This is a genomic window from Parabacteroides caecihominis, assembly GCF_023656785.1.
Taxonomy (GTDB): domain Bacteria; phylum Bacteroidota; class Bacteroidia; order Bacteroidales; family Tannerellaceae; genus Parabacteroides; species Parabacteroides segnis.
In genome coordinates this window covers 58417-83228 of the sequence record NZ_JAMOKS010000026.1, presented here as the reverse complement: position 1 = coordinate 83228, position 24812 = coordinate 58417, and the positions used below count along the sequence as shown (strand labels likewise).

21 protein-coding genes are annotated in these 24812 nt (G+C 45.9%); 14 read left to right on the top strand and 7 right to left on the bottom strand.

The features are described 5' to 3' along the window. Window positions 1-26: 26 nt before the first annotated feature. The 5 genes from NBH14_RS19860 to NBH14_RS19840 all read right to left on the bottom strand — a co-directional run bounded on the left by NBH14_RS19860 (window position 27) and on the right by NBH14_RS19840 (window position 6784). The gene (locus tag NBH14_RS19860) at window positions 27-596 is read right to left on the bottom strand and encodes an adenylate kinase (protein WP_128133522.1); all 570 of its coding nucleotides are present in this window, start codon (window positions 594-596) and stop codon (window positions 27-29) included. Window positions 597-660: 64 nt separating this feature from the next. Further along, entirely contained in the window at window positions 661-1203 is a 543-nt protein-coding gene (hpt, locus tag NBH14_RS19855) for a hypoxanthine phosphoribosyltransferase (RefSeq protein WP_128133523.1), read from the bottom strand. Window positions 1204-1263: 60 nt separating this feature from the next. Continuing rightward, window positions 1264-1938, bottom strand: coding sequence for an ABC transporter ATP-binding protein (locus NBH14_RS19850; RefSeq protein ID WP_186960834.1), 675 nt, complete (start codon window positions 1936-1938; stop codon window positions 1264-1266). Window positions 1939-1965: 27 nt separating this feature from the next. Continuing rightward, window positions 1966-4374 carry an ABC transporter permease gene (locus NBH14_RS19845; protein WP_186960835.1) on the bottom strand — a complete coding sequence of 803 codons (2409 nt, stop codon included), beginning with the start codon at window positions 4372-4374 and terminating at the stop codon, window positions 1966-1968. A 22-nt stretch (window positions 4375-4396) separates the two neighbouring features. Further along, window positions 4397-6784: an ABC transporter permease gene (locus tag NBH14_RS19840; RefSeq protein ID WP_186960836.1), complete on the bottom strand. Its 2388-nt coding sequence runs from the start codon at window positions 6782-6784 to the stop codon at window positions 4397-4399. A 456-nt stretch (window positions 6785-7240) separates the two neighbouring features. Here NBH14_RS19840 and NBH14_RS19835 point away from each other — a divergent pair, with 456 nt between their 5' ends. From NBH14_RS19835 to bioD, 14 genes are all read left to right on the top strand, one after another. Continuing rightward, complete coding sequence (locus tag NBH14_RS19835) at window positions 7241-8608, top strand: sigma-54-dependent transcriptional regulator (RefSeq protein WP_186960837.1); 1368 nt, start codon at window positions 7241-7243, stop codon at window positions 8606-8608. Next, the gene (locus NBH14_RS19830; protein WP_186960838.1) at window positions 8605-9927 is read left to right on the top strand and encodes a sensor histidine kinase; all 1323 of its coding nucleotides are present in this window, start codon (window positions 8605-8607) and stop codon (window positions 9925-9927) included. The genes NBH14_RS19835 and NBH14_RS19830 overlap by 4 nt, the downstream gene beginning before the upstream one ends. An 81-nt stretch (window positions 9928-10008) precedes the next feature. Next, window positions 10009-11520 carry an NAD(P)H-hydrate dehydratase gene (locus NBH14_RS19825; RefSeq protein WP_186960839.1) on the top strand — a complete coding sequence of 504 codons (1512 nt, stop codon included), beginning with the start codon at window positions 10009-10011 and terminating at the stop codon, window positions 11518-11520. A gap of 434 nt (window positions 11521-11954) precedes the next feature. After that, window positions 11955-13556 carry a tetratricopeptide repeat protein gene (locus NBH14_RS19820; RefSeq protein WP_186960840.1) on the top strand — a complete coding sequence of 534 codons (1602 nt, stop codon included), beginning with the start codon at window positions 11955-11957 and terminating at the stop codon, window positions 13554-13556. A 116-nt stretch (window positions 13557-13672) separates the two neighbouring features. Continuing rightward, window positions 13673-14038 carry a DUF3244 domain-containing protein gene (locus tag NBH14_RS19815; RefSeq protein ID WP_186960841.1) on the top strand — a complete coding sequence of 122 codons (366 nt, stop codon included), beginning with the start codon at window positions 13673-13675 and terminating at the stop codon, window positions 14036-14038. A 270-nt stretch (window positions 14039-14308) separates the two neighbouring features. Beyond that, complete coding sequence (locus NBH14_RS19810) at window positions 14309-15376, top strand: DUF4831 family protein (RefSeq protein ID WP_128133530.1); 1068 nt, start codon at window positions 14309-14311, stop codon at window positions 15374-15376. 19 nt (window positions 15377-15395) lie between these two features. After that, window positions 15396-17057 carry a peptide MFS transporter gene (locus NBH14_RS19805; protein ID WP_186960842.1) on the top strand — a complete coding sequence of 554 codons (1662 nt, stop codon included), beginning with the start codon at window positions 15396-15398 and terminating at the stop codon, window positions 17055-17057. Window positions 17058-17070: 13 nt separating this feature from the next. Continuing rightward, window positions 17071-17475 (top strand): hypothetical protein, encoded by a 405-nt coding sequence (locus tag NBH14_RS19800; RefSeq protein WP_186960843.1) that lies wholly within the window; start codon window positions 17071-17073, stop codon window positions 17473-17475. A 12-nt stretch (window positions 17476-17487) separates the two neighbouring features. Then, window positions 17488-18468 (top strand): biotin synthase BioB, encoded by a 981-nt coding sequence (gene bioB, locus NBH14_RS19795; protein ID WP_186960844.1) that lies wholly within the window; start codon window positions 17488-17490, stop codon window positions 18466-18468. 13 nt (window positions 18469-18481) lie between these two features. Next, a complete protein-coding gene (bioA, locus tag NBH14_RS19790; RefSeq protein WP_186960845.1) occupies window positions 18482-19759 on the top strand; it encodes an adenosylmethionine--8-amino-7-oxononanoate transaminase in 1278 nt (425 codons plus the stop codon). A 3-nt stretch (window positions 19760-19762) separates the two neighbouring features. Next, entirely contained in the window at window positions 19763-20902 is a 1140-nt protein-coding gene (locus NBH14_RS19785) for an 8-amino-7-oxononanoate synthase (protein ID WP_186960846.1), read from the top strand. Then, complete coding sequence (locus NBH14_RS19780) at window positions 20899-21558, top strand: DUF452 family protein (RefSeq protein ID WP_186960847.1); 660 nt, start codon at window positions 20899-20901, stop codon at window positions 21556-21558. Before NBH14_RS19785 ends, NBH14_RS19780 begins: the two co-directional genes overlap by 4 nt. Further along, a complete protein-coding gene (bioC, locus tag NBH14_RS19775) occupies window positions 21534-22295 on the top strand; it encodes a malonyl-ACP O-methyltransferase BioC (RefSeq protein ID WP_186960848.1) in 762 nt (253 codons plus the stop codon). The genes NBH14_RS19780 and bioC overlap by 25 nt, the downstream gene beginning before the upstream one ends. A 3-nt stretch (window positions 22296-22298) precedes the next feature. Continuing rightward, window positions 22299-22958: a dethiobiotin synthase gene (gene bioD, locus NBH14_RS19770; RefSeq protein WP_186960849.1), complete on the top strand. Its 660-nt coding sequence runs from the start codon at window positions 22299-22301 to the stop codon at window positions 22956-22958. A gap of 188 nt (window positions 22959-23146) precedes the next feature. On the opposite strand, the gene NBH14_RS19765 is transcribed toward bioD, so the two are convergent. Both NBH14_RS19765 and araJ read right to left on the bottom strand, forming a co-directional pair. Beyond that, window positions 23147-23542, bottom strand: coding sequence for a YkvA family protein (locus tag NBH14_RS19765; protein ID WP_007659063.1), 396 nt, complete (start codon window positions 23540-23542; stop codon window positions 23147-23149). Between the two features lie 66 nt (window positions 23543-23608). Then, complete coding sequence (gene araJ / locus NBH14_RS19760) at window positions 23609-24781, bottom strand: MFS transporter AraJ (protein WP_186960850.1); 1173 nt, start codon at window positions 24779-24781, stop codon at window positions 23609-23611. Window positions 24782-24812 lie beyond the last annotated feature (31 nt).

Below are 24812 nucleotides of genomic sequence, written 5' to 3'. Positions count from 1 at the left end.
ATTGGCATATCGGCACATTGTTTAATTTACAAATTATTGATCGCTTCTTTGATACGATCGAAGATTTCTTCGACTGTACCCATTCCGTGGATACCGACGTGTTTGCCTTCTCCCACATAGTAATCTGCCAAAGGTGCTGTCTGTTTATGATAAACATCCAGTCTCGATTTGATTGTTTCCAGGTTATCGTCCGAACGTCCTGATACTTTGCCGCGTTCCAGTAGACGAGAAATCAGTTCTTCTTCTTCAACCTGTAGGTTCAGCATCACAGAAACATCCGTACCGCGTTTGTTCAGCATTTCTTTCAATGCTTTTGCCTGCGGGATAGTACGGGGGAAACCATCGAAGATAACACCTTTCGAACCGGCTTTGCTGTCCAATACTTTGGCAAGCATATCAACGATCAGTTCATCCGGTACAAGCTGACCTTTTTCAATATAATCTTTAGCGATCTTACCAAGTTCGGTTTCACCTTTCATTTCAGCACGCAATACATCACCAGTTGAAATGTGATCCAAACCATACTCTTTAATGATCAACTCACTCTGTGTTCCTTTTCCTGAACCCGGAGCTCCAAAAATAACAACGTTCAACATAATATTGTTCCTTATTTATAAATGTATTTTTCAGTTATCATACTCACCTGTAAGCTGTCATCTGTCAACTATTAACTGTCACCTTGTAAATATCCCGGTAGGCACGCCCCATTTCATCATAATCCAGCCCGTAACCGACAATAAAGTCGCTTGGTATCTGTAAACCGACATAGTCAGGCTTCAGATCGCATTTCAGGGAATCGGGTTTGAAGAGCATGGTTGCCAGCTTGACATCCGCCGCACCGTCATTTCTCAGCTTATCCATAACAAACTGCATGGTGTAACCGGTATCGATAATGTCTTCCAGCAGGATCAGGGTACGTCCTTTCACATCGGCCTGCACCGGCATGATCTCACGAACAACTCCGGTGGTATTGAGGCCACGATAAGAAGAATAGCGGGCAAACGTAATTTCGTAGTAGGTGTCCATCTGCCGCATCAGTTCTGCGGTAAACATGAACGCCCCGTTCAATATGCCTACGAACAGAGGGTTAGTATCTCCTACATCTGCCTTAATCTGTTTAGCCATCTTCGCAATGGCATCCTTGATCTCCTTCTCCGGGATAAACAGTTCAAATTCTTTATCTTTTAATCGGATCTTGTCCATATACCGTTTATTTTTCGAGGGAGCAAAGGTACAATATTTTCAGTGAAGCACAAAAAGATTTTACTTCCTGCTTTCAGTCAGGATATTTCCGTCCATCATGCGGATTAAACGTCCGGCCATCCGGGCATTTTCTTCTGAGTGTGTCACCATGACGACGGTTGAACCTTCCTTGTTGAGTTCGAGAAGCAGATTCATGACTTCGTTACCATTCACCGAATCCAGGTTTCCGGTCGGTTCGTCCGCCAGGATGATCTTGGGATTCGTTACAATGGCACGGGCAATAGCCACGCGCTGTTGCTGTCCACCGGAAAGCTGCTGCGGATAATGTTCCGTACGATGGGCAATCTGCATCCGGTCGAGTGCGGCATTTACCCTCGGAACCCGTTCCTTTACCGGGACTCCGGCATATAAAAGAGGCAATTCCACATTCTCAAAGACCGTCAATTCGTCTATCAGGTTGAAACTCTGAAAGACAAATCCCAGATTACCGTTCCGCAAGTCTGTCCGGTTATTCTCCGTATAACGGGAAACTTCTTCTTCCAGAAACCACAACTCGCCGGATGTCGGATTATCCAGTAACCCCAACAAGTTCAGCAATGTCGATTTACCGCAACCCGAAGGTCCCATTATTGCAACAAACTCTCCCTGGTTTATTTCCAGATTAATACCGTTCAAGGCTGTAGTCTCAACACTCTCCGTACGAAATACTTTCGTTAAATTTACTGCTTTTATCATGATACTTATTTTATTATTCTTATTCATTTATTCATATCTCAACGACTCCACCGGATTCCGGGAAGCTGCCCGCCAGGTCTGCGCTACAACTGTCAGGAAGGTTATCAGCAGGATAATCAGTCCCGCCAGCGGAAACAGCCACCAACTGATAGGAGTCTGATAGGCAAAATTACTCAGCCAGCGAACCATCAGAAGATAACCGACCGGACAGGCTACCACAAAGGCGATTCCCACCCAAATCATATATTCCCGGCAAAACATACGGACAATGCGGTCGGAATGCGCACCGTTCACTTTCCGGATACCTATTTCCTTCGTCCGCTGTGCGGTAGCCAGGGCAACCAGTCCCAATACGCCCATCATGGCGACAACGATTGCCAGGACGGTAAAGATCAGGAACATCCGGCTCAACTGCTGTTCATGGGCATAGTTCAGGTTCAACGCATCGGAAAAGAAACGGTAGGAAAATATATTATCCGGGCGCATCTCTTCATATTTCTCTTTCAGGAACTTCAATGTCCCCGCCTTATTCTCCGGTGATATCTTTATATACATTGTATTCAATAATTGGCGGGAATAATAGATGTAAGCCGGCTTGACCTCCTCACGCAACGACTGGAAATGAAAGTCCTTCACCACGCCAACAATCCGCGAGGTCTCCCCGAACCATCCTTTATTCTGAACGACCATGCCTACCGGGTCTTTCACCTGCATCATCTTCCAGGCGGTTTCATTAATGACCACCGGCGATTCCTTCTGGTAAGTGCCATCCATATAGGCATTCTTGTCGGCACCGAAAGATTCGCCTTTCAGCAAGGTTACTCCCAATGTCTTCATAAAATTGCCGTCACCCACAACACCGACCATCTTCAGCGAATCGACCTGTCCGTTTTCACCCATCCAACTGAAAACGGCTTCTTCCGTCTTATGTCCCCGAAGGTAATTCGACAGGTCCACGCCTCCCGCCACATTCCCGACATTCGGATTTTTCATTACTTCCTGCCTGTAATCGTCTATCCCCTGGTTGCCGAAGTAGGCCATCAGTTCGAACACATCACAATCCACGACGACCATATCTTCCTTATCCAGTCCGAGGTCTGCATTTTGCAGGTAATGAAGCTGACGGAAGACCACCGAAGTGGAAAAAAGCATCGTAATGGCAATGACAAACTGCACACACACCAAGCCTTTGATAAGCGTCCCTTTCCGCCCGGTTGCCTTTCCGCCTTTAAAGGCCAGCAAAGGGTTGAACGACGACATATAAAAAGCAGGGAACGCCCCCGCCAGACTCCCGACTCCTATTATACCGAACAGTATAAATAACATAGTCTGCCAGTTAAACAACAAAACAATATCTTTCCCGACAAACCGGTTGAAGAAAGGCAACAACAATTCCGTCAGTGCCAACGCCAGGACCAGCGAAAGGAAAGCCTGGACCAGACTCTCGGACAGGAATTGCGTAATCAGCATCTTCCGTTTCGCCCCTGTCACCTTCCGGACACCGATCTCCTTATAACGCAGCGATGCACGGGCAGTCGACAAAGTGGTAAAATTGAATGCCCCCATAAAAATAATCAACAGGGCCAACGCCATAAATAACCAGATTTGCGACATATTCCCGTAATTATCGACCGACGGGTCTTTAAATGAGGTCTGTAAATGAATATCTTTCAATGGCTGGAACTCCAACGGCATCCCGTCTTCCCGCTGATTTATCCAGGTACGGCCCATAGCCTTCCGGTCGGTTTCCGACAATACGGCGCCTTTCCTCAACTGGATATATACATTCGTTCCTTCCGCAAAATCCCAGCTCAGCGGTTCAAAATAGGCCTGTTCACCCAGCAACACTTCAAACCGGATATGGCTTTTACGGGGCACCTTCAGGACTGCCGCCACTTTATAACGGTGAACTTGCCCCAGAAACTGGCAGGTGACATCTTTGCCGACAGCCGGAGAATCTCCGAACAGCTTCTTTGCCGTAGACTCCGCCAGCACGATCTGTTGCGGATCTTTCTTCATCAGGGCGGGATCGCCCGCTATCACCGGGAAACTGAACATATCAAAGAAGGCCGTATCCACAAATGTATACTTCGCTTCGATCAGATTTGCTCCCGAATGAAGGTTCAACATACCGAAGTTGAGCACAAAGGTTGCATTCTCCACCTGTGGGAACTCCTCCCGTAATGCTTTGCTCAACGGGGCCACCGTGTAAGCTGATTCTTTCATTTCCCCACCGTCTTTCCGGTCTACGGCTATCACTCGGTAGACAGAGTCGCGGTTCCCGTGGAAATCTTCAAATGTCAACTCATCCACGATCCACAGATAGATAAGGAAAGCGGCTGTCATTCCCAGCACGAAACCCAACATATTAATAGAGGAAAACAGAAAGCTCCGTTTTATCAACCGTAAAGCTACTTTTATATAATGCTTAATCATATCGTTTTTATTTATTGTTATTTTATTCATATCGCAATGATTGTACCGGGTTCCTGGATGCGGCACGCCAGGTCTGCGCTATAACGGTCGACAACGTTATCAGCAGGATAATGCCGCCCGAGAGCGGGAAAAGCCACCAACTGATCGTTGTCTGATAAGCAAAGCCACTCAGCCATCTCAGCATGAACAGGTAGCCGAGCGGACAGGCGACCACAAAGGCAATGCCTACCCAAATCGCATATTCCCGGCAAAACATACGGACAATACGGTCGGAATGCGCACCGTTCACTTTCCGGACACCGATCTCCTTCGTTCGCTGTACCGTTGAAAGAGTCACCAGACCGAACACGCCCATCATCGCCACGATAATAGCCAACACGGTAAAGATCAGAAACATCTGGCTTTGTTGCCGTTCGCGGGCATAATTCTCATTCAGGACATCCGTCAGGAAACGGTAATTAAAGAGCATATCCGGCCGTGCCTCCTCATATTTCTCTTTCAGGAACTTCAGAGTCTCCGCCTGTTTCTCTGCCGAGATCCGGACATACATATAATTAAACAACTGAACCGTATAATAGAAGAATGCAGGTTTTATCTTCTCCCGCAACGGCTGGAAGTTAAAGTCTTTCACAACACCAACGACCCTGGAATTACGAATGCCGATGCCACCGCCAGTCAGCAGCATGCCAACCGGATTCTCTACTTTCAGCATCTTCCATGCCGTTTCATTGATAACGATCGGCGATTCCTGTGCGTAAGAGCCATCCCAGTAATGGTCGGGATTTGCGCCAAACGTTTCTCCTTTCAGCAATGTCAACCCCAATGCAGGAATAAAGTCGCTATCTCCGACCATTCCTACCATCTTCACCGAGTCTGTTTTCCCGTTTTCATCTTCCCACCTGAACATATTTTCTTCAAAGCTATATCCTTGCAGGTAGTTGGTTATCTCCACACCCAACGCCACACTCTTCACATACGGATTTTTAAGTATCTCCTGCTTGAAACCGTCTGCTCCCCGGCGCCAGTCCAAAACATCGACCTCAATCAGATGTTCCTTATTCAATCCCAGATCGGCATTCTGCAAATAATGGAGTTGCTTGAATATGATAGTCGTACAAATAATCATGGTTATTGCGATTACGAACTGTAGGCAGACCAGCCCTTTGACTAATCTTCCCTTCTTACCGGTCGCCTGCCCTCCCTTGAAAGCCAGTAGCGGACTGAACGACGACATATAGAATGCAGAAAAAGAGCCTGCCAGGCAACCTACTCCGACAATACCGAACAGCACAAACAACAAGGTCTGCCAATTGAATTGCAAAGTAATATCCTTCTCAACAAACATATTAAAAAACGGCAACAGCAATTCCGTCAGCGCCAGCGCCAACAGCAACGAGATAAAAGCCTGCACCAGACTTTCCGACAGGAACTGTATGATCAGCTTCTTCCTTTTCGCCCCGTTCACCTTCCGGACACCTATCTCCTTGGAACGCAAAGAAGCACGGGCAGTCGATAAAGTCATAAAATTAAATGCCCCCATAAAGATGATCAGGGCAGCCAACGCCGCAAAAAGGTAAATCTGCTGCATATTCCCGTGATTATACACATCGTTGGGTTCCTTAAATGCTGTACGCAGATGGATATCTTTCAACGGTTGGAAGGCCAGGGGCTTTCCCCATTGCGAATGCTTCACCCAGAGGTCGCGCATGGCCAGCCGGTCGGCATCCGTCAAAGAGGTTCCTTTCTTCAGTTGGATAAAGACGTGCATCCTCTCCGAGAATCCCCAAAGTTCATCTTTTATTTCGTCCCACAAATAAGAATCCCAACTTGCCAGTACCTCAAACTGTATATGACTCTTGCGGGGCACTTTCAATACCGCCGCTACCTTATAATATTTTTTATTGAATTTACAGGTGACCTCTTTTCCTATAGCCGATGTTTTACCGAACAGCTTCTCCGCAATCGCCTCTGAGAGCACGACCATCTGAGGGTCTTTCTTCAGCAGGGACGGATCGCCTGCCACAACCGGAAAACTGAATACATCAAAAAATGTCGTATCGACATATCCATAGTTAGCCTCAACACCTACATCCCCGGCGTAAATATCATATTTACCACCGTACTTTATAAAAGTCGCATTCTCTACCTTCGAAAAATCCTTCCGGAACACTCCGCTAAGCGGGGTAACCGTAGAGGGAACCTGCCCTTTTGCAGACTGCTCTTCACGGATCACCCGGTAAATATAGTCTCCGTTCTTATTAAAATCTTCAAATGTCAGCTCATCCACTATCCAGAGATAGATCAGGAAAGCGGCTGTCATCCCCAACACAAATCCCAGCATATTGATGGACGAAAACAAAAAGCTCCGCTTTATCTGCCGGATGGCTACTTTCACATAATGTTTAAACATGGTCATTTTATTAATCAGTTCATATCTTGCTATAAGTAATCAACATTCATGCCATTTTTCTAACCGGCTAGCCATCAGCAAAATGTAATATACAGAGACTACGACTACCGTACGATATCGTACAGTTCTCCATACGTTTCCGTACGGTGCTTCACCGGCAACTAACCCGAAACACCGGATGAACTAATCCTTTTCTCCTTATTAAGTAATATTTTAGTCCTACACTTTTATCCTTTTTCCATTGCATAAAATCAATTTCGGGCATGCTCAAAATTAATTTTATGCATGCCCGAAATTGATTTTTAGCATGCCCAAAAGCAAAGAAACTAAGGAGAAAAATAATAGATATCAGGGAGGTAAACATTAAAAGTTCGTTTAGTTGGGATTAGTTTACCGGCTATCCGGAAATTTTACCTAAGTTTGGGTCATCTAATCAATACATGAAGAAGGAATATCATGGCAGTACGACAAGGAAAAATATTAGTTATCGACGACAATGAAGACATTCTCTTTACGCTGAAAATGCTGCTCCGCCCTTTGGCAGAAAGTGTTACGACCTGCACGAACCCCAAAGAGATCAACCGGCTCGTATCGACTACCAAATACAATGTCGTCCTGCTCGATATGAATTTTACGGCAGATGCCGTCAGCGGAAAAGAAGGCTTTTACTGGCTGGAACGTATCCGCGAAATATCTCCCGAGACTGTCGTCATCCTGATCACTGCCTATTCGGATACGGAAAAGGCCGTCCGCGCCATCAAAGCGGGAGCCACCGATTTCATCCCTAAACCCTGGCAGAACGAGAAGATGCTGGCAACCATCTCATCGGCACTCGAACTCAGCCTGCGGCGCGGAGAAGTGCAGACGCTGAAAGAACAGAAGTCCGTCCTCACCACGACAGAGCCGGAACTGGAAGTGATCGGCGAATCTCCCGCCATGGAAAAGATATTCAAGACGGTAGAAAAGTTGAAGAACGCGGATGCCAACATTCTTTTGCAGGGCGAGAACGGGACGGGAAAAGACCTGATCGCCTATACGCTCCACAAACAATCGTCACGCAACCAGGAGGCTTTCGTGCCTATCGACCTGGGAAGCATCCCGCACAACCTGTTTGAAAGCGAACTGTTCGGTTACGAAAAAGGGGCTTTTACGGATGCAAATAAAAGCAAGTCGGGACGTTTCGAGATCGCATCCGGCGGCACGCTCTTTCTGAACGAGATCGGAAACCTGCCGCTTATGCTCCAATCCAAACTGCTTACGGTGATCGAACAGCAGAAGATAAACCGCCTGGGATCGACCAAAGAGACTTCTATCAATGTCCGGCTGATCTGCGCAACCAATACCGACCTCCATGCCGCTGTGCAAGACGGCAGTTTCCGGCAGGACCTGCTTTACCGCATCAATACGATCGAGATTTTCATTCCCCCCTTGCGGGAAAGGGGAAACGACATCTCTCTCCTGGCGGATCATTTTCTAAAACGGTACAGCCATAAATATAAGAAAGAGATCGAAGGCTTCTCACGGGAGGCGCGTCAGCTTCTAAAACAATACAACTGGCCGGGCAACGTCCGCGAACTGCAACATGTCATTGAACGGGCCGTCATCCTTTCCGACCAGAAAAAGTTGCAGTACGACGACTTCATGCTCCGTACCCCCGTTTCCAGCTACCACGAAAAGGAAGAAAAGTTCAACCTGGAAGAGTTGGAAAAGAAAACCATACAGGAGGCTTTGCATCATTGCTCCGGAAACCTGACACAGGCTGCCGACCTCTTAGGTATTACGCGTACATCTTTATATAGGCGACTGGAAAAATACGGCTTATGAAACAATACTCGAAAAAAGCTATCGGACTGATCCTTTTAATAGTAATCACCAGCCTGGTTCTTGCCTTTTTGGTGGCGGGACAGTTTTATATTTCCGCTTTCATTGCCGGCATGATTCTCCTGATAGAAGCCTGGTACCTGCTCCGGCAGATGGAACGGAGCGACCGGCTATTCCGGCATTTTGTCTGGTCGGTACGCTATTCCGACTTCCTTTCCTCGGGCACAACACACCAGAAACCGTCGGATGCCCTCCCGCAAGAACTGACCGAAGCGGTGGAAGAGGCTTTGCAATTCTATAAGAAACATCTTCAGCAGAAGGAAAGCCAACTGCAATATTTCCAGGCGCTGGCCAATCATATCGACCTCTCCGTCTTCGTTTATTCTCCCGAAACCGGACAGGTCGAATGGATGAACCAGGCAGCCAAAATACAAACCGGCCTGAACTTTGCCGAAACGATAGACGACCTGGCAGCTTACCATCCGGAACTTCCTGCCCGGCTGCGCATCCTGCATCCCGGTGAACTGTCTATCCTGCAAGTCCGCCGCCAGGAAGATTACTCGCAACTGATCCTGTCATCCATGTCGTTCGTGGTATTGAACAAGCCGCTTACCGTCGTCAGCATGAAGAATATCCGCTCGGTACTGGAAAATAAAGAAACGGAAGCCTGGCAGAAACTCATCCGGGTTCTCACCCATGAGATCATGAATTCCATGACACCGATCGTATCCCTCTCCGAGTTATTGAAAAGCAAACAGACTTCGGCTCCTATCACGGACGAGGAACGCGAAGAGATACACCAGGCTGTCGACACCATCTTCCGGAGAAGCAGCGGCCTGGTCCGCTTCGTTGAGAACTATAGAAAAGTGACCGGCATTCCTACCCCCGTCCCCGAAATTATACCTGTCGACAACTTGCTCGACAATGTCGCCCTGTTATTCAGGGAGGAAACGGATAGCATAAAAGTCCTGCCTTCTTCATCGCATTTACAGGTCATCGCCGACAAAGCCCTGATCGAACAGATACTGATCAATCTGATAAAAAATGCGCTGGATGCGACACAAGAATGTGAGAATCCCCGGATAGAACTATCGGCTGGGATCAATGCGGAAGGAAAAAACTATATCCAGGTCAGCGATAACGGGACAGGCATTCCGGCAGACGTTCAGGAGCGCATCTTCATACCGTTCTTTACGACCAAGCCTGTCGGATCCGGCATCGGGCTCAGTATTTCCCGGCAGATCATGTATATGCACAAAGGTAGCCTGACCGTTATCTCGGAAGCCGGGAAAGGAAGCCGTTTCCTGCTTACTTTCGCTTAGATTAATCTGTGTCATCTGTGTGCCATTTACAAAGTTTGTTATACATTTGTATGCTGAATAAACTTCTGATATCCTACAGTTATGATAAAGATATTTCCAACAGACAAAGTAAAAGAACTCGATCAATACACAATCCAGAACGAACCGATCAGTTCTATCGACTTAGTTGAACGCGCCTCAACGGTCTTCGTACACGAATTTTGCCGCCGTTACTCCAAGCAAACCCGTATCATCGTATTTGCCGGACAGGGAAACAATGGTGCCGACGCACTCGCTATCGCACGGCTATTGAAGGACGAATGTTACAGGGTTGAAACTTATCTGTTCAACCCGACCGAGCATCTTTCTTTTGATTGTGAGATGAACAAGCAACGGATACTCGGATTGGAGAAGGTTGAATTTACCGAAGTGGTAGCCGATTTCGTTCCTCCGGTACTGACCGACCGCGATGTCGTGATCGACGGTTTGTTCGGTTCCGGTCTGAACCGTCCGCTGACCGGCGGCTTTGCTGCAATGGTAAAATATATCAACCAGTCGGATGCTACGATCGTATCTATCGATATTCCCTCCGGACTGTTCGGGGAAAATAACCAGACGAATGATCCGGATTCTATCGTACGGGCAAGCCTGACGCTGACATTCGGATTCCCGAAACTAGCTTTCTTCTTCCCCGAAAATGCTCAGTATGTCGGTGAGTGGAAAGTGTTGGACATCGGTATTCACCCGGATATCGTTGATAACACGTCTACTCCTTATATGATGGTGACGGAAGAGGATATTTCCGAAGTATTCCAACCCCGCGATAAATTCTCCCATAAAGGGACTTTCGGTCACGCATTGCTCATTGCCGGAAGCAAAGGAAAGATGGGAGCCGCCCTGCTTGCCGCCCGTTCATGCCTGAGAAGCGGCACGGGATTACTGACCGTGCATATCCCGCAACGTGGCGAAGTCATTATGCAGGCAGCTTTCCCGGAAGCCATGATCAGCTTCGATCCGCATGCCGATTATTTCACGACCGTGCCCGAAATATCCATCTATTCCGCTATCGGTGTAGGACCTGGATTAGGACAACATCTCGAATCGGCGGCCGCCCTGGAACGTCTGTTGCAGACAACCGACAAGCCGGTCGTGCTGGATGCCGATGCATTAAACCTGATCGCTTCCAATAAAGATTTACTGAACCGTATTCCTCCGCGCAGCATCCTTACACCACATCCGAAGGAATTCGACCGTATCGCCGGAGAAAGCAACAGTATGTTCGAACGCCTGAAGAAAGCACAGTCTTTTGCTATCGAACATAAACTGTGTGTTGTACTTAAAGGCACCTATACGGCAACCTGCACGGCAAGCGGCAACGTATATTTCAACAGTTGTGGCAATCCGGGTATGGCGACAGCCGGCAGCGGCGATGTCCTGACCGGCATTATTCTTGGACTACTGGCTCAAGGGGCAGAACCCGAAACGGCTGCTGTTTCAGGAGTTTTCCTTCATGGCACGGCTGGCGACCTGGCAGCTGTTTACCGTTCAGAAGAAAGTATGATTGCCGGAGACATCACCGATATGCTCGGAAAAGCATTCAAGCAAATCAAATAAACAGATAAAGTTATTTTCCATTTATATAGGTGGAGGTGCGTCAAAATACACTAAATGGCACACAGATGACGCAGATTAAACAGATGAACACAGGTTATTTATTGATTTTCAATTTATTTATCTGTGCTCATCTGCCCGATCTGCGTCATCTGCGTGCTATAGTATGACATTTGAACTCTCACTTTTTTTATACAGCCAGACTCTGCTTAATATTCAATACGCTTATCCTCCTTCCCGAATAACTTCCAAAATATAACATTCATTATCAACTTCTGTTTCAAAAAAAAGCGATATATTCGGCCACCAAAAAGACGCAAATGACAAGTAAGCTCCGAAATATTATTTTATACTTTCTGCTAATCTGTATCCTGTGCTTTTCTTCCTGTTCCAAGAGGAGTTCTGTCTTATCAGAACTATTGCAGGCAGAAAAATTGATGGAAACACTTCCCGACAGTGCGCTGGCCATTCTCAACAAGATACCATCACCCGAAACATTATCAAACAGGGAATATGCCTCTTATTGCCTGTTGTTTACGCAGGCTTTGGATAAAAACTATATTACAATTACTTCCGACTCATTGATAAAAAAGGCCGTCACTTATTATGAAAACCATAATGATATTGCCTCACTGGCGTTATCATATTATTATATGGGAAGAACCTATTTCGATATGCAGGATGCCTTACAAGCACAACAAGCCTATTTGAAAGCATTGGAATTAGGTGAAAGCCTGAACTCCACAGACCTGCTTATAAAAATAAACAATAGCCTCGGAACACTTTATTCTTATCAGGATATTTACGAAACAGCGTTGCCACTTTACAAAAAAACACTGTCTCTTTTGGAAGGGAGTAACGACTCAACCAGAATATCTTTTGCATTACGCAATACCGCCCGTGTTTTTACTCAAACACAACAATTGGACAGTGCTATATATTATTATCGGCAAGCTATAGAAATAGCCACTCCTGAAAGTTCATCTTCTTTATATAATGATTTAGGGATTTTATACCTGAAAACTAATCAATATAAAGAAGCACATGATTGTATACAGAAATCAATACAGACATGCTTTACTCCCAGTCTGGAATATCATTTATATCTAACATATGGGGAATATTTGTTAAGAACAGCACAATACGATTCTGCCCAATACTACTTAAACCAAAGTTTACAGAGTCCTAATATTTATACTCAGGCAGGCAGTTTATACTTTTTGGCCCAGATAAAAAGAAAGAAATCCGACTTTACAAACTACTTCAAGTATTGGGACCATTACGAACTATTGAGAGATTCGATCAAAGTCAACTCTCATTATGAAAATATACGCATGACGCAGAGCATGTTCAACTACCAACACATAGCAGATGAAAAACTAAAGTATGAACAAGAGGCAGCCAGACAAATGATCATAATATATCAAATACTGATCATCACGGTCTTTCTGTTTCTCACCGGCTTTTTCTTTTTCAAAAAAGAACAGAAGAAAAAGAAAAAGTTACTTGAGCTGAAAGAGCAACAATATAAGCAAAGCCAACAACATATAGAAGATAACAAACAACAGATTAAATATCTGGAAAACGCACTCTCCAACGGACAGGAAACGCTGAGTGATGTAAAAAAACAACTGTTCGAAACCCAAAAGTTAATGTTGGAAATGGAGAACAGACAAATTTCTTTAAAACAAAATACATTAGAGATATTAGCACATGATCTCAAAAAGTCTGCTTTATATATCAAAATACATAAGACCGAAACCGGGCTTACAGAAAGCGAATGGTTGGAACTAGGTCTACTGATCGATGCGACTTATTCCGACTTCTCAAAACGTATTTTCGACTTATCTCCATATGTCTCTACTGAAGAATTACGAGTCTGTTACCTGGTCAAAATTGGCATTCCTGTTAAAAAGATTGCATCATTGATGAGATTAACAAGCTCCGGAGTCACACAATGCCGGAAAAGACTGTATAAAAAATTGACACATGAGCCTGAAAGCACCGAGAAATTCGACCAGTTTATAGCTGATTTCTAACAATTTATCAATTGTCAACATTTTGTCAACAAAAATATAATCTATATTTCGATATGGGTTATACATTTGTAAGGCATTTTCAATTTTATCAACCGACAATTAAATTAATTAAGATTATGAGACAGTTCATCACAGCTTTATTTTTAGTAATATGTGGAGCATTCTGTGCTCAAAACATGTATGCAGATAATATTCCGACTAAAGGTCAATGGGGTCCTCAGGATATTAAATCCATCTTTCCGGCACCTCCTACAGCTTCAATAGAAGGACAAGATCTGACAATCGAATTTACCAGTCCGCTTAGCAACCTGACTATTCAGGTAAAAGATAATACAGGTATGGTAGTCTATGAAGAATGCGTATCAGCCTCTGGTCCACAAGTATATACTATTCCATTAATTCTTGAGAATGGTGAATATACGCTGGAATTAGTGCATAGATACGGATATCTTACCGGCTCTTTCATTATAGAAATAGAATAAGCATTAAACGCGCTAAATTTATGTTTATATACAACTCATGAGGGCGATTTAACCGACCCCTCTATATCTCGATCTCCTTTTCCACTCATGAGTTGTTCTCCCTTAACCAAAACATTAACTATGATTTTTTTATCCCTCCCCAACTAAAGTACCATAATCATACTGCTCATCTGCATTACAAAAGTCTAAAAGAAGGTTCTAAGGTTGGTTTCTAACAAAATATTTCATAGTTTTGTACAATCATAATTGAGATAAATAATTTGTTTAGATATGAAAAATCTGATCACAATAGCATGTCTTTTGTTTAGCATACCGCTCATGGCACAAACCAAAGTGGTAAAGAAAAACGCTGTTAAAGCGAATAATTTCGGTATTACCTACTCATTGCCAAAAACACAACTGATCGTTGATGCAGAAGTTACAAAGGTTACCTGCAAAGCCGGACCTTACTACAAGTATGCAGAAAAATACTTAGGAGTGAAAGATGCGATAACGGAAGATAAGGTATACTATGAGTTAGGAAAACTATCGTTGGTAAACAAAGGAATACCCGACCCGGACAATACTTATATCGTTGAATTTAAAAGTGGTACAGTTGCCCCTTACGCTTATCTGACGGAAGACGGCCTCCTGTGTTCCATCAATGCAGAATATACACCGGAAGAATCAGAACTTGAGACAATAAAGAAAAATGGCCAGGGACCGGCTAAAGTGACGGATGCCTCCGTCTTTTCGGAAGAGTTGCTGATGGCAGGCTCTACAGCCAGACAGGCAGAAGTTGCTGCCAAACAAATCTACCGTATCCGTGAAAGCCGTTTGAATATCCTGACCGGAGATGCAGATAATCTTCCACCCGACGGTGAAGCGATGAAGCTGGTTATCCAACAGTTAGAAGAACAGGAAAAGGCGCTGACCAACCTGTTCACCGGTATCCTTACCAAAGAAACTTCTCATTACGAAGTGAGCATTACCCCTTACGATAATCTGGAAAAAGAAGTTTTATTCCGCTTCTCCAATCTGATGGGTATCGTCGATGCAGACGACCTCGGAGGTGTCCCGGTCTATATGAATTTAAAAGCGACCGAACGTGCTCCGGTGCTCGACCCGAAAGAAGCTGAAAAGAAGGAAAAATCATTGAAAGGCATTATTTATAATGTACCCGGCAAAGCTAGTATTGAAATCAGCATGAACAAGAAAACACTATATAAAGGAGACGCACAAATTACACAATTCGGTTCACGCGAAGGGCTTGCTCCTGTTATGTTCGAAGATAAAAAAGCTCCGGTGAAAGTCTATTTCTATCCGGAGACCGGCGCCATAAAACAAATAATTCAATAATAATCTAATTTAAATTTCTATGTTTGAAGGACAACCTAAAGGTTTATACGCGTTAGCCTTAGCGAATACCGGCGAGCGTTTCGGGTATTACACGATGCTCGCAATTTTTACTTTATTCTTACAAGCTAAGTTCGGCTTCACAGCCGCCGAGACATCGACCATCTTCGGTTCTTTCTTAGCAGCAGTGTACTTTATGCCACTCATCGGAGGTATCCTTGCCGATAAATTCGGTTACGGTAAAATGGTAACAACAGGTATTGTTGTCATGTTTATCGGATATGTACTGTTATCTATTCCCACCCCTTCCTCTACCGGAAAAATATTGATGTTCGGTGCTTTAGCCCTGATCGCCTGCGGTACGGGTTTGTTCAAGGGGAATTTGCAGGTAATGGTAGGGAATCTGTATGATGCTCCTGAGTATAAAGCTAAACGTGATACAGCTTTCAGTATCTTCTATATGGCTATCAACATCGGTGCCATGTATGCACCTACGGCTGCTACACTGATCACAAATAAGATGTTGAGTAAAGCCGGATTCACTTATGTACCGCAACTGCCTTCGTTAGCCCATCAATTCCTGAACGGAACGATTACCGAAGAAGGAGCAACGACCCTGAGCGGCTTACAGGCAGCCCAGAACTTTGTTGGTGATACAGCTACTTTCTGTACTACTTATATTGACAAATTATCAGAGGCTTACAACTATGGCTTTGCTATTGCCTGCATCTCCCTGATCGTTTCCATGATAATCTATGTGGCTTGCCGTCCTATGTTCAAGCATGCAGATTACAACTCTAAACAAGCTAAACCGGCTAATGTACAGGAAGAAGAACTGACCCCCGCACAGACAAAAGCACGTATCCAGGCATTGTTGCTGGTATTTGCCGTAGTTATTTTCTTCTGGATGGCCTTCCACCAGAATGGTTTGACACTGACATTCTTTGCACGCGACTATACCGCACAGGCCGTGACGGGATTGGATCGTTTAGGATTCAATATCGTAAACCTTACATTCCTGCTGGTTATTGTTTATGCAGGATTCTCTTTGTTCCAGTCAAAAACAGGCAAAGCAAAAGGAATCTCAGGGCTTGTCCTTGTCATCATGCTTGGCTTACTGGGATGGAGTTACAGTTCTATGGACCAGACAGTTGGTATCCTGCCGCAGATCTTCCAGCAGTTCAACCCGTTCTTTGTAATCGTGTTGACTCCGGTATCGCTGGCCGTATTCGGATATCTGGCAAAGAAAAAGAAAGAGCCGTCTGCACCGCGTAAGATCGGTATCGGTATGGTGATTGCAGCCTGCGGTTTCCTTATCATGGCGTTGGGTTCTTTAGGATTGCCTACTCCGGCAGCTGTTGAAGCAAACGGTATCTCTGCCGATGTTCTGGTATCGCCGAACTGGCTGATATCGACTTATCTGGTATTGACTTTCGCAGAGTTGTTGCTTTCACCGATGGGTATCTCATTCGTATCGAAGGTAGCACCTCCTAAATATAAAGGTATGATGATGGGAGGATGGTTCGTAGCTACGGCTATCGGTAACTATCTGGTGGCTATCATCGGTTATCTGTGGGGCGGAATGCAGTTGTGGATGGTATGGAGCGTATTGATCGTATGCTGTCTGCTGTCGGCACTGTTCATCTTCTCTATCATGAAGCGTCTGGAAAAAGTAGCTAAATAATAAAAGCTAACAGATGAAGTTGCAGCAGACATATCTCAAACAAAAGACTTTCCGGTTCAAAAGATGGAGCCGGAAGGGGTATGCTGCATTCTTCAGTCTGGGCAGGGCTGTTACAATCGGGCAACTTTCTTCCAATGTGGCAGAAAGATTCCAGGTTAAAAACGGTTCCAATCATTCGTCTGTATTATTGACCGGACAAATCGGTCCGGAAGAAGCAAAGAAAGAGACTGAACTTTTGCAGGAACAACCGTGTGCGGAAGCTATATCGTGGCTTTCACAGATGTTACTTCTTCTATTCTCTTTACAGACGGTAAAACAGACATCGGCAGCGGGTTCGTTCGCCTACATTATTATATGTATATATCCTAAAGCGGGAAGTTTCAGTTATGCTGAGACTTCCCGCTTTTCTATTTCATAAAAGACAACCAATATGATTGAAACACTTAAACAGATTGTTATTGAAGGGGGAACCATCAATGAGGAACAGGCCGTCGCCTTATCCCAATCTCCCGATAAAGAGGCTTTATATAAGGCTGCCCATCAAATCACACGTCACTTCATGGGAAATAAATTTGATACCTGCTCCATCATCAATGCCAAAAGCGGGAATTGCAGTGAGAACTGTAAATGGTGTGCACAGTCCGGACATTACAACACAGTCGTCGCCCTGTATCCCTTACTACCAGCCGAAGAATGTGTTCATCAGGCACTACACAATCGCCAACTGGGAATCGAACGCTTCGGATTGGTTACCAGCGGCAAACGTCTATCGGACGGAGAAATCAGGAAGTTGACAGAAACCGTCCGCTATATCAAACAGGCGAGCGACATCAAATGCTGTGCTTCACTTGGTCTTTTGAATAAAGAACAGTTAAAAGAACTGCGTGAAAGCGGTGTCGAAAACTACCATTGCAATATCGAAACCGCTCCCTCCTACTTCCGTACCCTATGTACCACTCATACAATCGAGCAGAAACTCGAAACAATCCGTATGGCACGCGAAGAAGGTTTCCGCATCTGTTCCGGCGGTATCATCGGCATGGGGGAAACAATGGAACAACGGATAGAGATGGCCCTGTTACTCCAAAAAGAGCAAGTACATTCCATCCCTTTAAACCTGCTACAACCGATACCGGGAACTCCGCTTGCCGGCACTCCCCAATTATCGGAAGAAGAGTTTCTTACGACTATTGCTCTATTCCGTTTTATCAATCCGGAGGCTTACCTCCGTTTCTCGGGAGGACGTTCACTGTTGAGTAAAGAGACACAACGGAAAGCCTTATATATAGGTATAAACGCAGCTATTATCGGCGACCTGCTGACAACCATCGGTAGCCGGGTAGAGGAAGACAAAATACTCTTTACCGAGGCCGGATATTCATTAACAGAAGAAACCGACTGGGTCGGATAACACATACAGATTTATGACAACAGAGGAATTACTACAATACGACAGGGAGCATGTATGGCATCCCTACACCTCGACAATCGACCCGCTTCCAGTCTATCCGGTAGCCGGTGCAGAAGGAGTGAATATTATTCTGGCAGACGGCAGACGCCTGGTAGACGGAATGTCGTCCTGGTGGGCAGCCGTTCACGGATATAATCATCCGGTCCTGAACGCTGCCGCTAAAAAGCAATTGGATAAGATGAGCCATATCATGTTTGGTGGTATTACACATGAACCGGCTGTTGAGCTGGCCCAAAAACTACTGGCAATCCTTCCTCCGGAGATGGAAAAGATATTCTTTGCCGACAGCGGTTCGGTAGCTGTCGAGGTAGCGATGAAGATGGCTATCCAATACTGGCAATCCGAAGGGAAAACCGGGAAACATGCATTTGCCACAATCCGCAGCGGATACCATGGAGATACCTGGCATGCGATGTCTGTCTGCGACCCCGTCACAGGCATGCACGGGATATTTGCCGGCAGCCTTCCGGTTCAATACTTTATTCCTCAACCTTCCGTAAAGTTCTATGAAGAATGGGACGAAGATGCCATGGCTCCATTAAAAGATTTGCTGGAACAACATGCCGATGATATCGCCGCCCTGATACTGGAACCCATCGTACAGGGAGCCGGAGGAATGTATTTCTACTCACCGACTTTTCTGGTTCGTGCCAAAGAGTTATGCGAACAATACAATGTATTGCTGATCTTTGATGAAATAGCGACCGGATTCGGCCGTACCGGAAAACTCTTTGCCTGGGAACATGCAGGCGTCGTTCCGGATATCATGTGTATCGGCAAAGCCCTGACCGGAGGATATCTGACACTCTCGGCCACGCTGACTACGACACGGGTGGCTACCACTATTTGTTCCGGTGAGGCCGGTTGCTTTATGCATGGCCCGACCTTTATGGGAAACCCGCTGGCCTGTGCTATTGCCTCTGCTTCTGTCTCCCTGCTTCTGGAAAGCAGATGGAAAGAGAAGGTCAGCGCCATCGAAGCACAACTTCGTAAAGAACTGGCTCCGGCACAATCTTTTGAGAATGTAAAGGAAGTACGGGTACTCGGAGCCATCGGAGTGATTGAAATGAAAGAACCGGTCAATATGGCAATCCTTCAACGTCGCTTTGTGGAGGCTGGTATTTGGGTCCGCCCATTCGGCAGGTTGGTTTATTTGATGCCGCCATTTATTATTCAGCCGGAAGAGTTGACGGTTCTGACTTTGGGGGTATTAAGGTGCATAAAGGAATAAACAATGAAAGATTACACTCTGATATTAAAACAATTAAATGAAGCGGGGAACCTGCGTAGCTTGCCGGATATCGTTCATACTGGCAACCGGATAGAAAGAGACGGGCAGGTCATGCTTAACCTCTCCTCCAATGATTACCTGGGATTGGCGTCCCGCACTGATTTAAGGGAGGCTTTCTTTGAAGAATGGAAGGAAAAAGGTTATCCTCTCTCCTCCTCTTCTTCCCGCCTGCTGACCGGGAATTTTACGGTATATACGGAATTGGAACAGTTGATGGCCGAACGCTTCAACCGGGAAGCTGCTTTGCTTTTCAACAGCGGTTATCATGCCAATACCGGAATACTACCGGCTTTGGCCGATAAGCAAACCCTCATCCTTGCCGACAAACTGGTACATGCCAGCATCATCGACGGGATACTGCTCAGTGGCGCCCCTTTCCAACGATACCGCCATAATGATTACAATCAGTTGGAAACATTATTAAAGAAGAATGCCAATCAGTACGAACAGTTATTTATCGTAACAGAAAGTATCTTTAGCATGGACGGCGACGTTGCGGACCTCCGCCGCCTGGTAGAACTGAAGAAAAGTTATCCGAATGTCTGCCTCTATGTCGACGAAGCTCATGCAATCGGTGTCCGCGGCAAAAACGGTCTCGGAATAGCCGAAGAACAGGATTGCATCCGCGAGATAGACCTGCTGGTCGGTACTTTCGGTAAAGCGCTCGCCTCTATGGGTGCCTATGTGGTCTGTAGCCAGCCCATCCGGGAATATCTGGTCAACTGCATGCGTCCACTGATATTCAGTACCGCTCTGCCTCCTGCACAGATAGCCTGGACACGTTTCATCTTCGAACGGCTTCCGGAATTTTCCTCCCTGCGTGAAGAACTCACCCTGACGAGCCATCTGCTTTCCGATGCCCTCGAAGGCAAAGGAGGAGAAATCAGCGAGAGCCATATCATCCCTTATATAATCGGAGAAAATAACGATTGTATCGGCAAAGCCGAAGAGTTACAACGCAAAGGCTTCTATTGTCTCCCCGTCCGTCCGCCCACGGTTCCGAAAGGAACGGCACGGATACGCTTCTCATTGACAGCGGATATAACCACTGCGCAACTCACCCAACTGATAAAAGAAATATGAAAATAGAAAAACAAATCAATAGCTCCTATTCCCGCCTGCTCCTCTTCTTTGCTGGCTGGTCCGCTTCGCCCGAATCATTTACCGGACTGAAAGCAGAGAATGGAACGGATATCATGCTCTGTTATGATTACAGGGACATGACATTCCATGAAGACCTAAGCAGTTATAAGGAAATTCATCTGATTGCCTGGTCTATGGGAGTGCGTATGGCAGAACTGGCTTTAGCCGGGAAACATGCACTAACTACAGCTACTGCCATCAACGGCACCCCCCGGCCGATAGACGACAATTTCGGTATTCCGGAAAATATCTTCCGGGGAACACTCGACAACCTGACAGCCGAAGGCATGAAACGTTTCAACCGACGAATGTGCGGCAGCCGGGATATACTCGCACAATACGAGGAATTTCCTGCCCGCCCGCTGGAAGAGGTTAAAGACGAGCTACAACATATTTACAATCTTTGTAACGGCCAATCAATAACAAATGCAGACGACACGACATCTATACAATGGACACGTGCCATTATAAGCTCGGACGATCATATCTTTCCGGTTGCCAATCAACGCAACTACTGGAACGGACGTTGCCTGATAACAGAAATCACAGCACCTCATTATCCTTTTTATTTATGGAAACAGTGGAACGAATTATAACCCGCTTCAGCCGCGCGCTGGATAGTTACGACCTGCATGCCGATGCACAGCAACAAATCTGCCGGAAACTCACCGGTATATTATCGCGTTACACCGACATCCATTTCCAGCGTGCCCTTGAAATTGGTTGCGGAACGGGCGGTTTCACCCGTCTTTTGAAAGAAAGTTGCGTAATCGACGAATGGTATCTGAACGATATCTGTGACGGTTGTCGGGAGAAAGTAGCCTTCTTGTTTCCCGGACAGTCACCACTCTTTATCGCCGGAAATGCGGAAGAGATCAACTTTCCCGGTCGCTTTGACCTGATCGCATCCGCTTCCGCCTTTCAATGGATGGAGGAGCCTGTACAATTCCTTCATAGACTGGCCGGAATACTTTCGCCCAACGGAACTTTACTGTTCAATACCTTTGCTCCCGGCAATTTAGCGGAGATCAAGCAATTGACCGGCAAAGGTTTAACATATCCTTCAGGCGAACAACTGACCGAATGGTTGGAAGATGATTTTCATCTGATTCACCTGAGAGAAGAAGAAATAATTCTCACTTTCGACACACCACTCGATGTACTCCGCCATTTAAAGCATACAGGAGTAACCGCTACCGGCGACGGCACCTGGACACGCGGCAAACAAACAGATTTCTGCCGGGATTATCAGGAACTGTTCCATACAAATAACAATCAGGTAACACTCACTTACCGCCCGCTCTATGTGCTGGCAGTAAAAAAACAAGCATAAAAAATGAAAGGAAAAGTCTTATTTATTTCAGGCATCGACACCAATATCGGCAAAACCTACGCCACCGGTATCCTCGCCCGCGCCCTGGCCGAAAAGGGCAAAACGGTCATCACCCAGAAGATGATACAAACAGGTTGTACGGAAGTATCGGAAGATATTGAAATGCACCGGCAGTTACAGAATATCCCCTTCACCGAAGAGGATAAGGCCGGCCTCACCTGTCCTTACATCTTCACGTATCCCTGTTCCCCCCACATGGCTGCCGAATGCGACGGACGCACCATCGACCTCGCGACCATCACCGAAGCGACACGTAAGTTACAGGAGAAATATGAATATGTCCTTCTCGAAGGTGCCGGCGGACTGATGGTTCCGAACGATTTCAACTCGCTCACCATCGATTACGTAAAGGAACAAAATTATCCGGTCCTGCTTGTCACCTCCGGAAAACTGGGAAGTATCAACCATACCCTGCTCAGCCTTTTTGCCTGCAAACAATATGGAGTAGAAGTAAAAGCACTGGTCTACAATCTATATCCGGAAACGGACAAATTGATTGCCGATAATACGATGGAGTATCTCACCCAATATCTTGAAAAGGAGTTTCCGGGGACAGTATTTATCTGTTTGCCGGAATATGCCACACTCATAAGTACAAATTAATGCATATCACAACTGCATTTCTTTTGTTTCACAGATGGATTCCGTTTGTATCACAGTTGGATTTCTTTTGTTTCACAACTGTGATACGAATAGAGAATCTTATCTCTTTGGTTCTTCCCCGGACATTACCGGCTCTGTCTCAGGCTTTACCGACTCTGTCTCTGACTTCATTTACCTTTCAGTAACCGTTACAAATTATCCGTCCCAATAATCTCCGATACCCGGGCATTGGCACGAGCCTTGATTTCAGGAGTGATGCTATCTTTCACCAACTTCAGGACCAACGTCATTACAGCAATATCATCCGTAAAACCGATAACAGGCAGGATGCCGTCCGGTATCAAATCAATCGGCAGGATAAAATAACCGAGAGCACCGACAATATAGGCTTTATGCTGGAGAGAAACTTTATCGTCCTGCAACATATAATAAAGTGTAAACACCGGTAACAACACGGTGGCTCCCACCTTTTTGGCTACCCGTTCAACCTTTTTCCAAAAACGGTTATCCGAATAATAGGTACCGTATTTCTGCACTTCGTGTACCTCTTCAAAAGGGACATCTTCAATTCTATTTGTACTCATACTCGTTGTTTTTACCAATCGGAGCAGTTCACAGACTGCCCCTTCCTACCAACAAAGATACTAATTTTATCCAGCCATGCAAACCTTCATCTTCCGCTGTTCATACTTCCGGCTAAACCAGCTAAGCAACAGAAAGCCGGCAAAAGCTGAAGCGGCACCCGGAAGGGCAGCATACTGATAACTATATCCCGCCTCGATAGGCAATCCTCCGCAATAAGCCCCCAGCGCATTCCCCATATTGAACGCAATCTGAACGCTGGCAGCACCAAGCATCTCACCGCCCTTTGCATTTTGAATAAGCAGGAGTTGTTGCGGTGCCGATACGGCAAACAGGCAAGCAGTACCTAAACACATCAGGATAACGGACAACCAGGGATTAACAGCACAAACGAAAATAAACACCAGCGTCAGGCACATTACCCCTTGTGTAACAGCCGCCACACGTCCCGGCGTATACACATCGGAAAGACGACCACCCAACAGATTACCGATACACATTCCTAATCCGGCCAATACCATAATAATAGTCATATCAGCAGCCGGAAAACCAGAAACCTGTGTAAGCATCGGTGTTATATAGCTGTATAAACAAAAGAAACCGCCATTACCGAACATCGTAGCAAAAATCAACAGCCACGGCGCCCGGTTCCGGAGAAAACGGAACTGTCCCTTAAAACCGTTATCCGGCAAAGCGGCAACATACGGCACCCACCGCCAGATAAACCAAAAGACAACGACTCCCCAGCAAGCCGCACTGAAGAAGGTGGCTCTCCAGGAAATAGCATGGCTGATATAAGTTCCGAGCGGAACAGCCAGCAGATTAGCCACCGTCATTCCCGAAATCATAATAGCCACAGCTTCCGACTTCTTCCCCTCCGCAGCCAGCCGTTCTGCCACAATCGACCCGACACCAAAGAAAGCGCCGTGAGGCAGGCCGGAAACAAAACGCATAGCCATCATCGTCCAGTAGTTAGGCGACAACGACACAAACAGGTTTCCAACGATAAAAATCGTAACCAGAACAAGAAGGATTTGCTTCAATGGCCGCGTACGGGCCAACAGTACCAACAAAGGAGCACCGGCACAAACACCCAGCGCATAAGCCGAAATAAGATGCCCGGCCTCCGGAATCGAAATGGCCAGATCACGAGCCACATCGGGCAATATCCCCATCATTACAAACTCGGACAAACCGAGCCCCAGCGTTCCAAACGCCAGGGCGATAAGACTTTTCTTCATAACCGATAACCTAAACTTTTCGGCCGCAAAG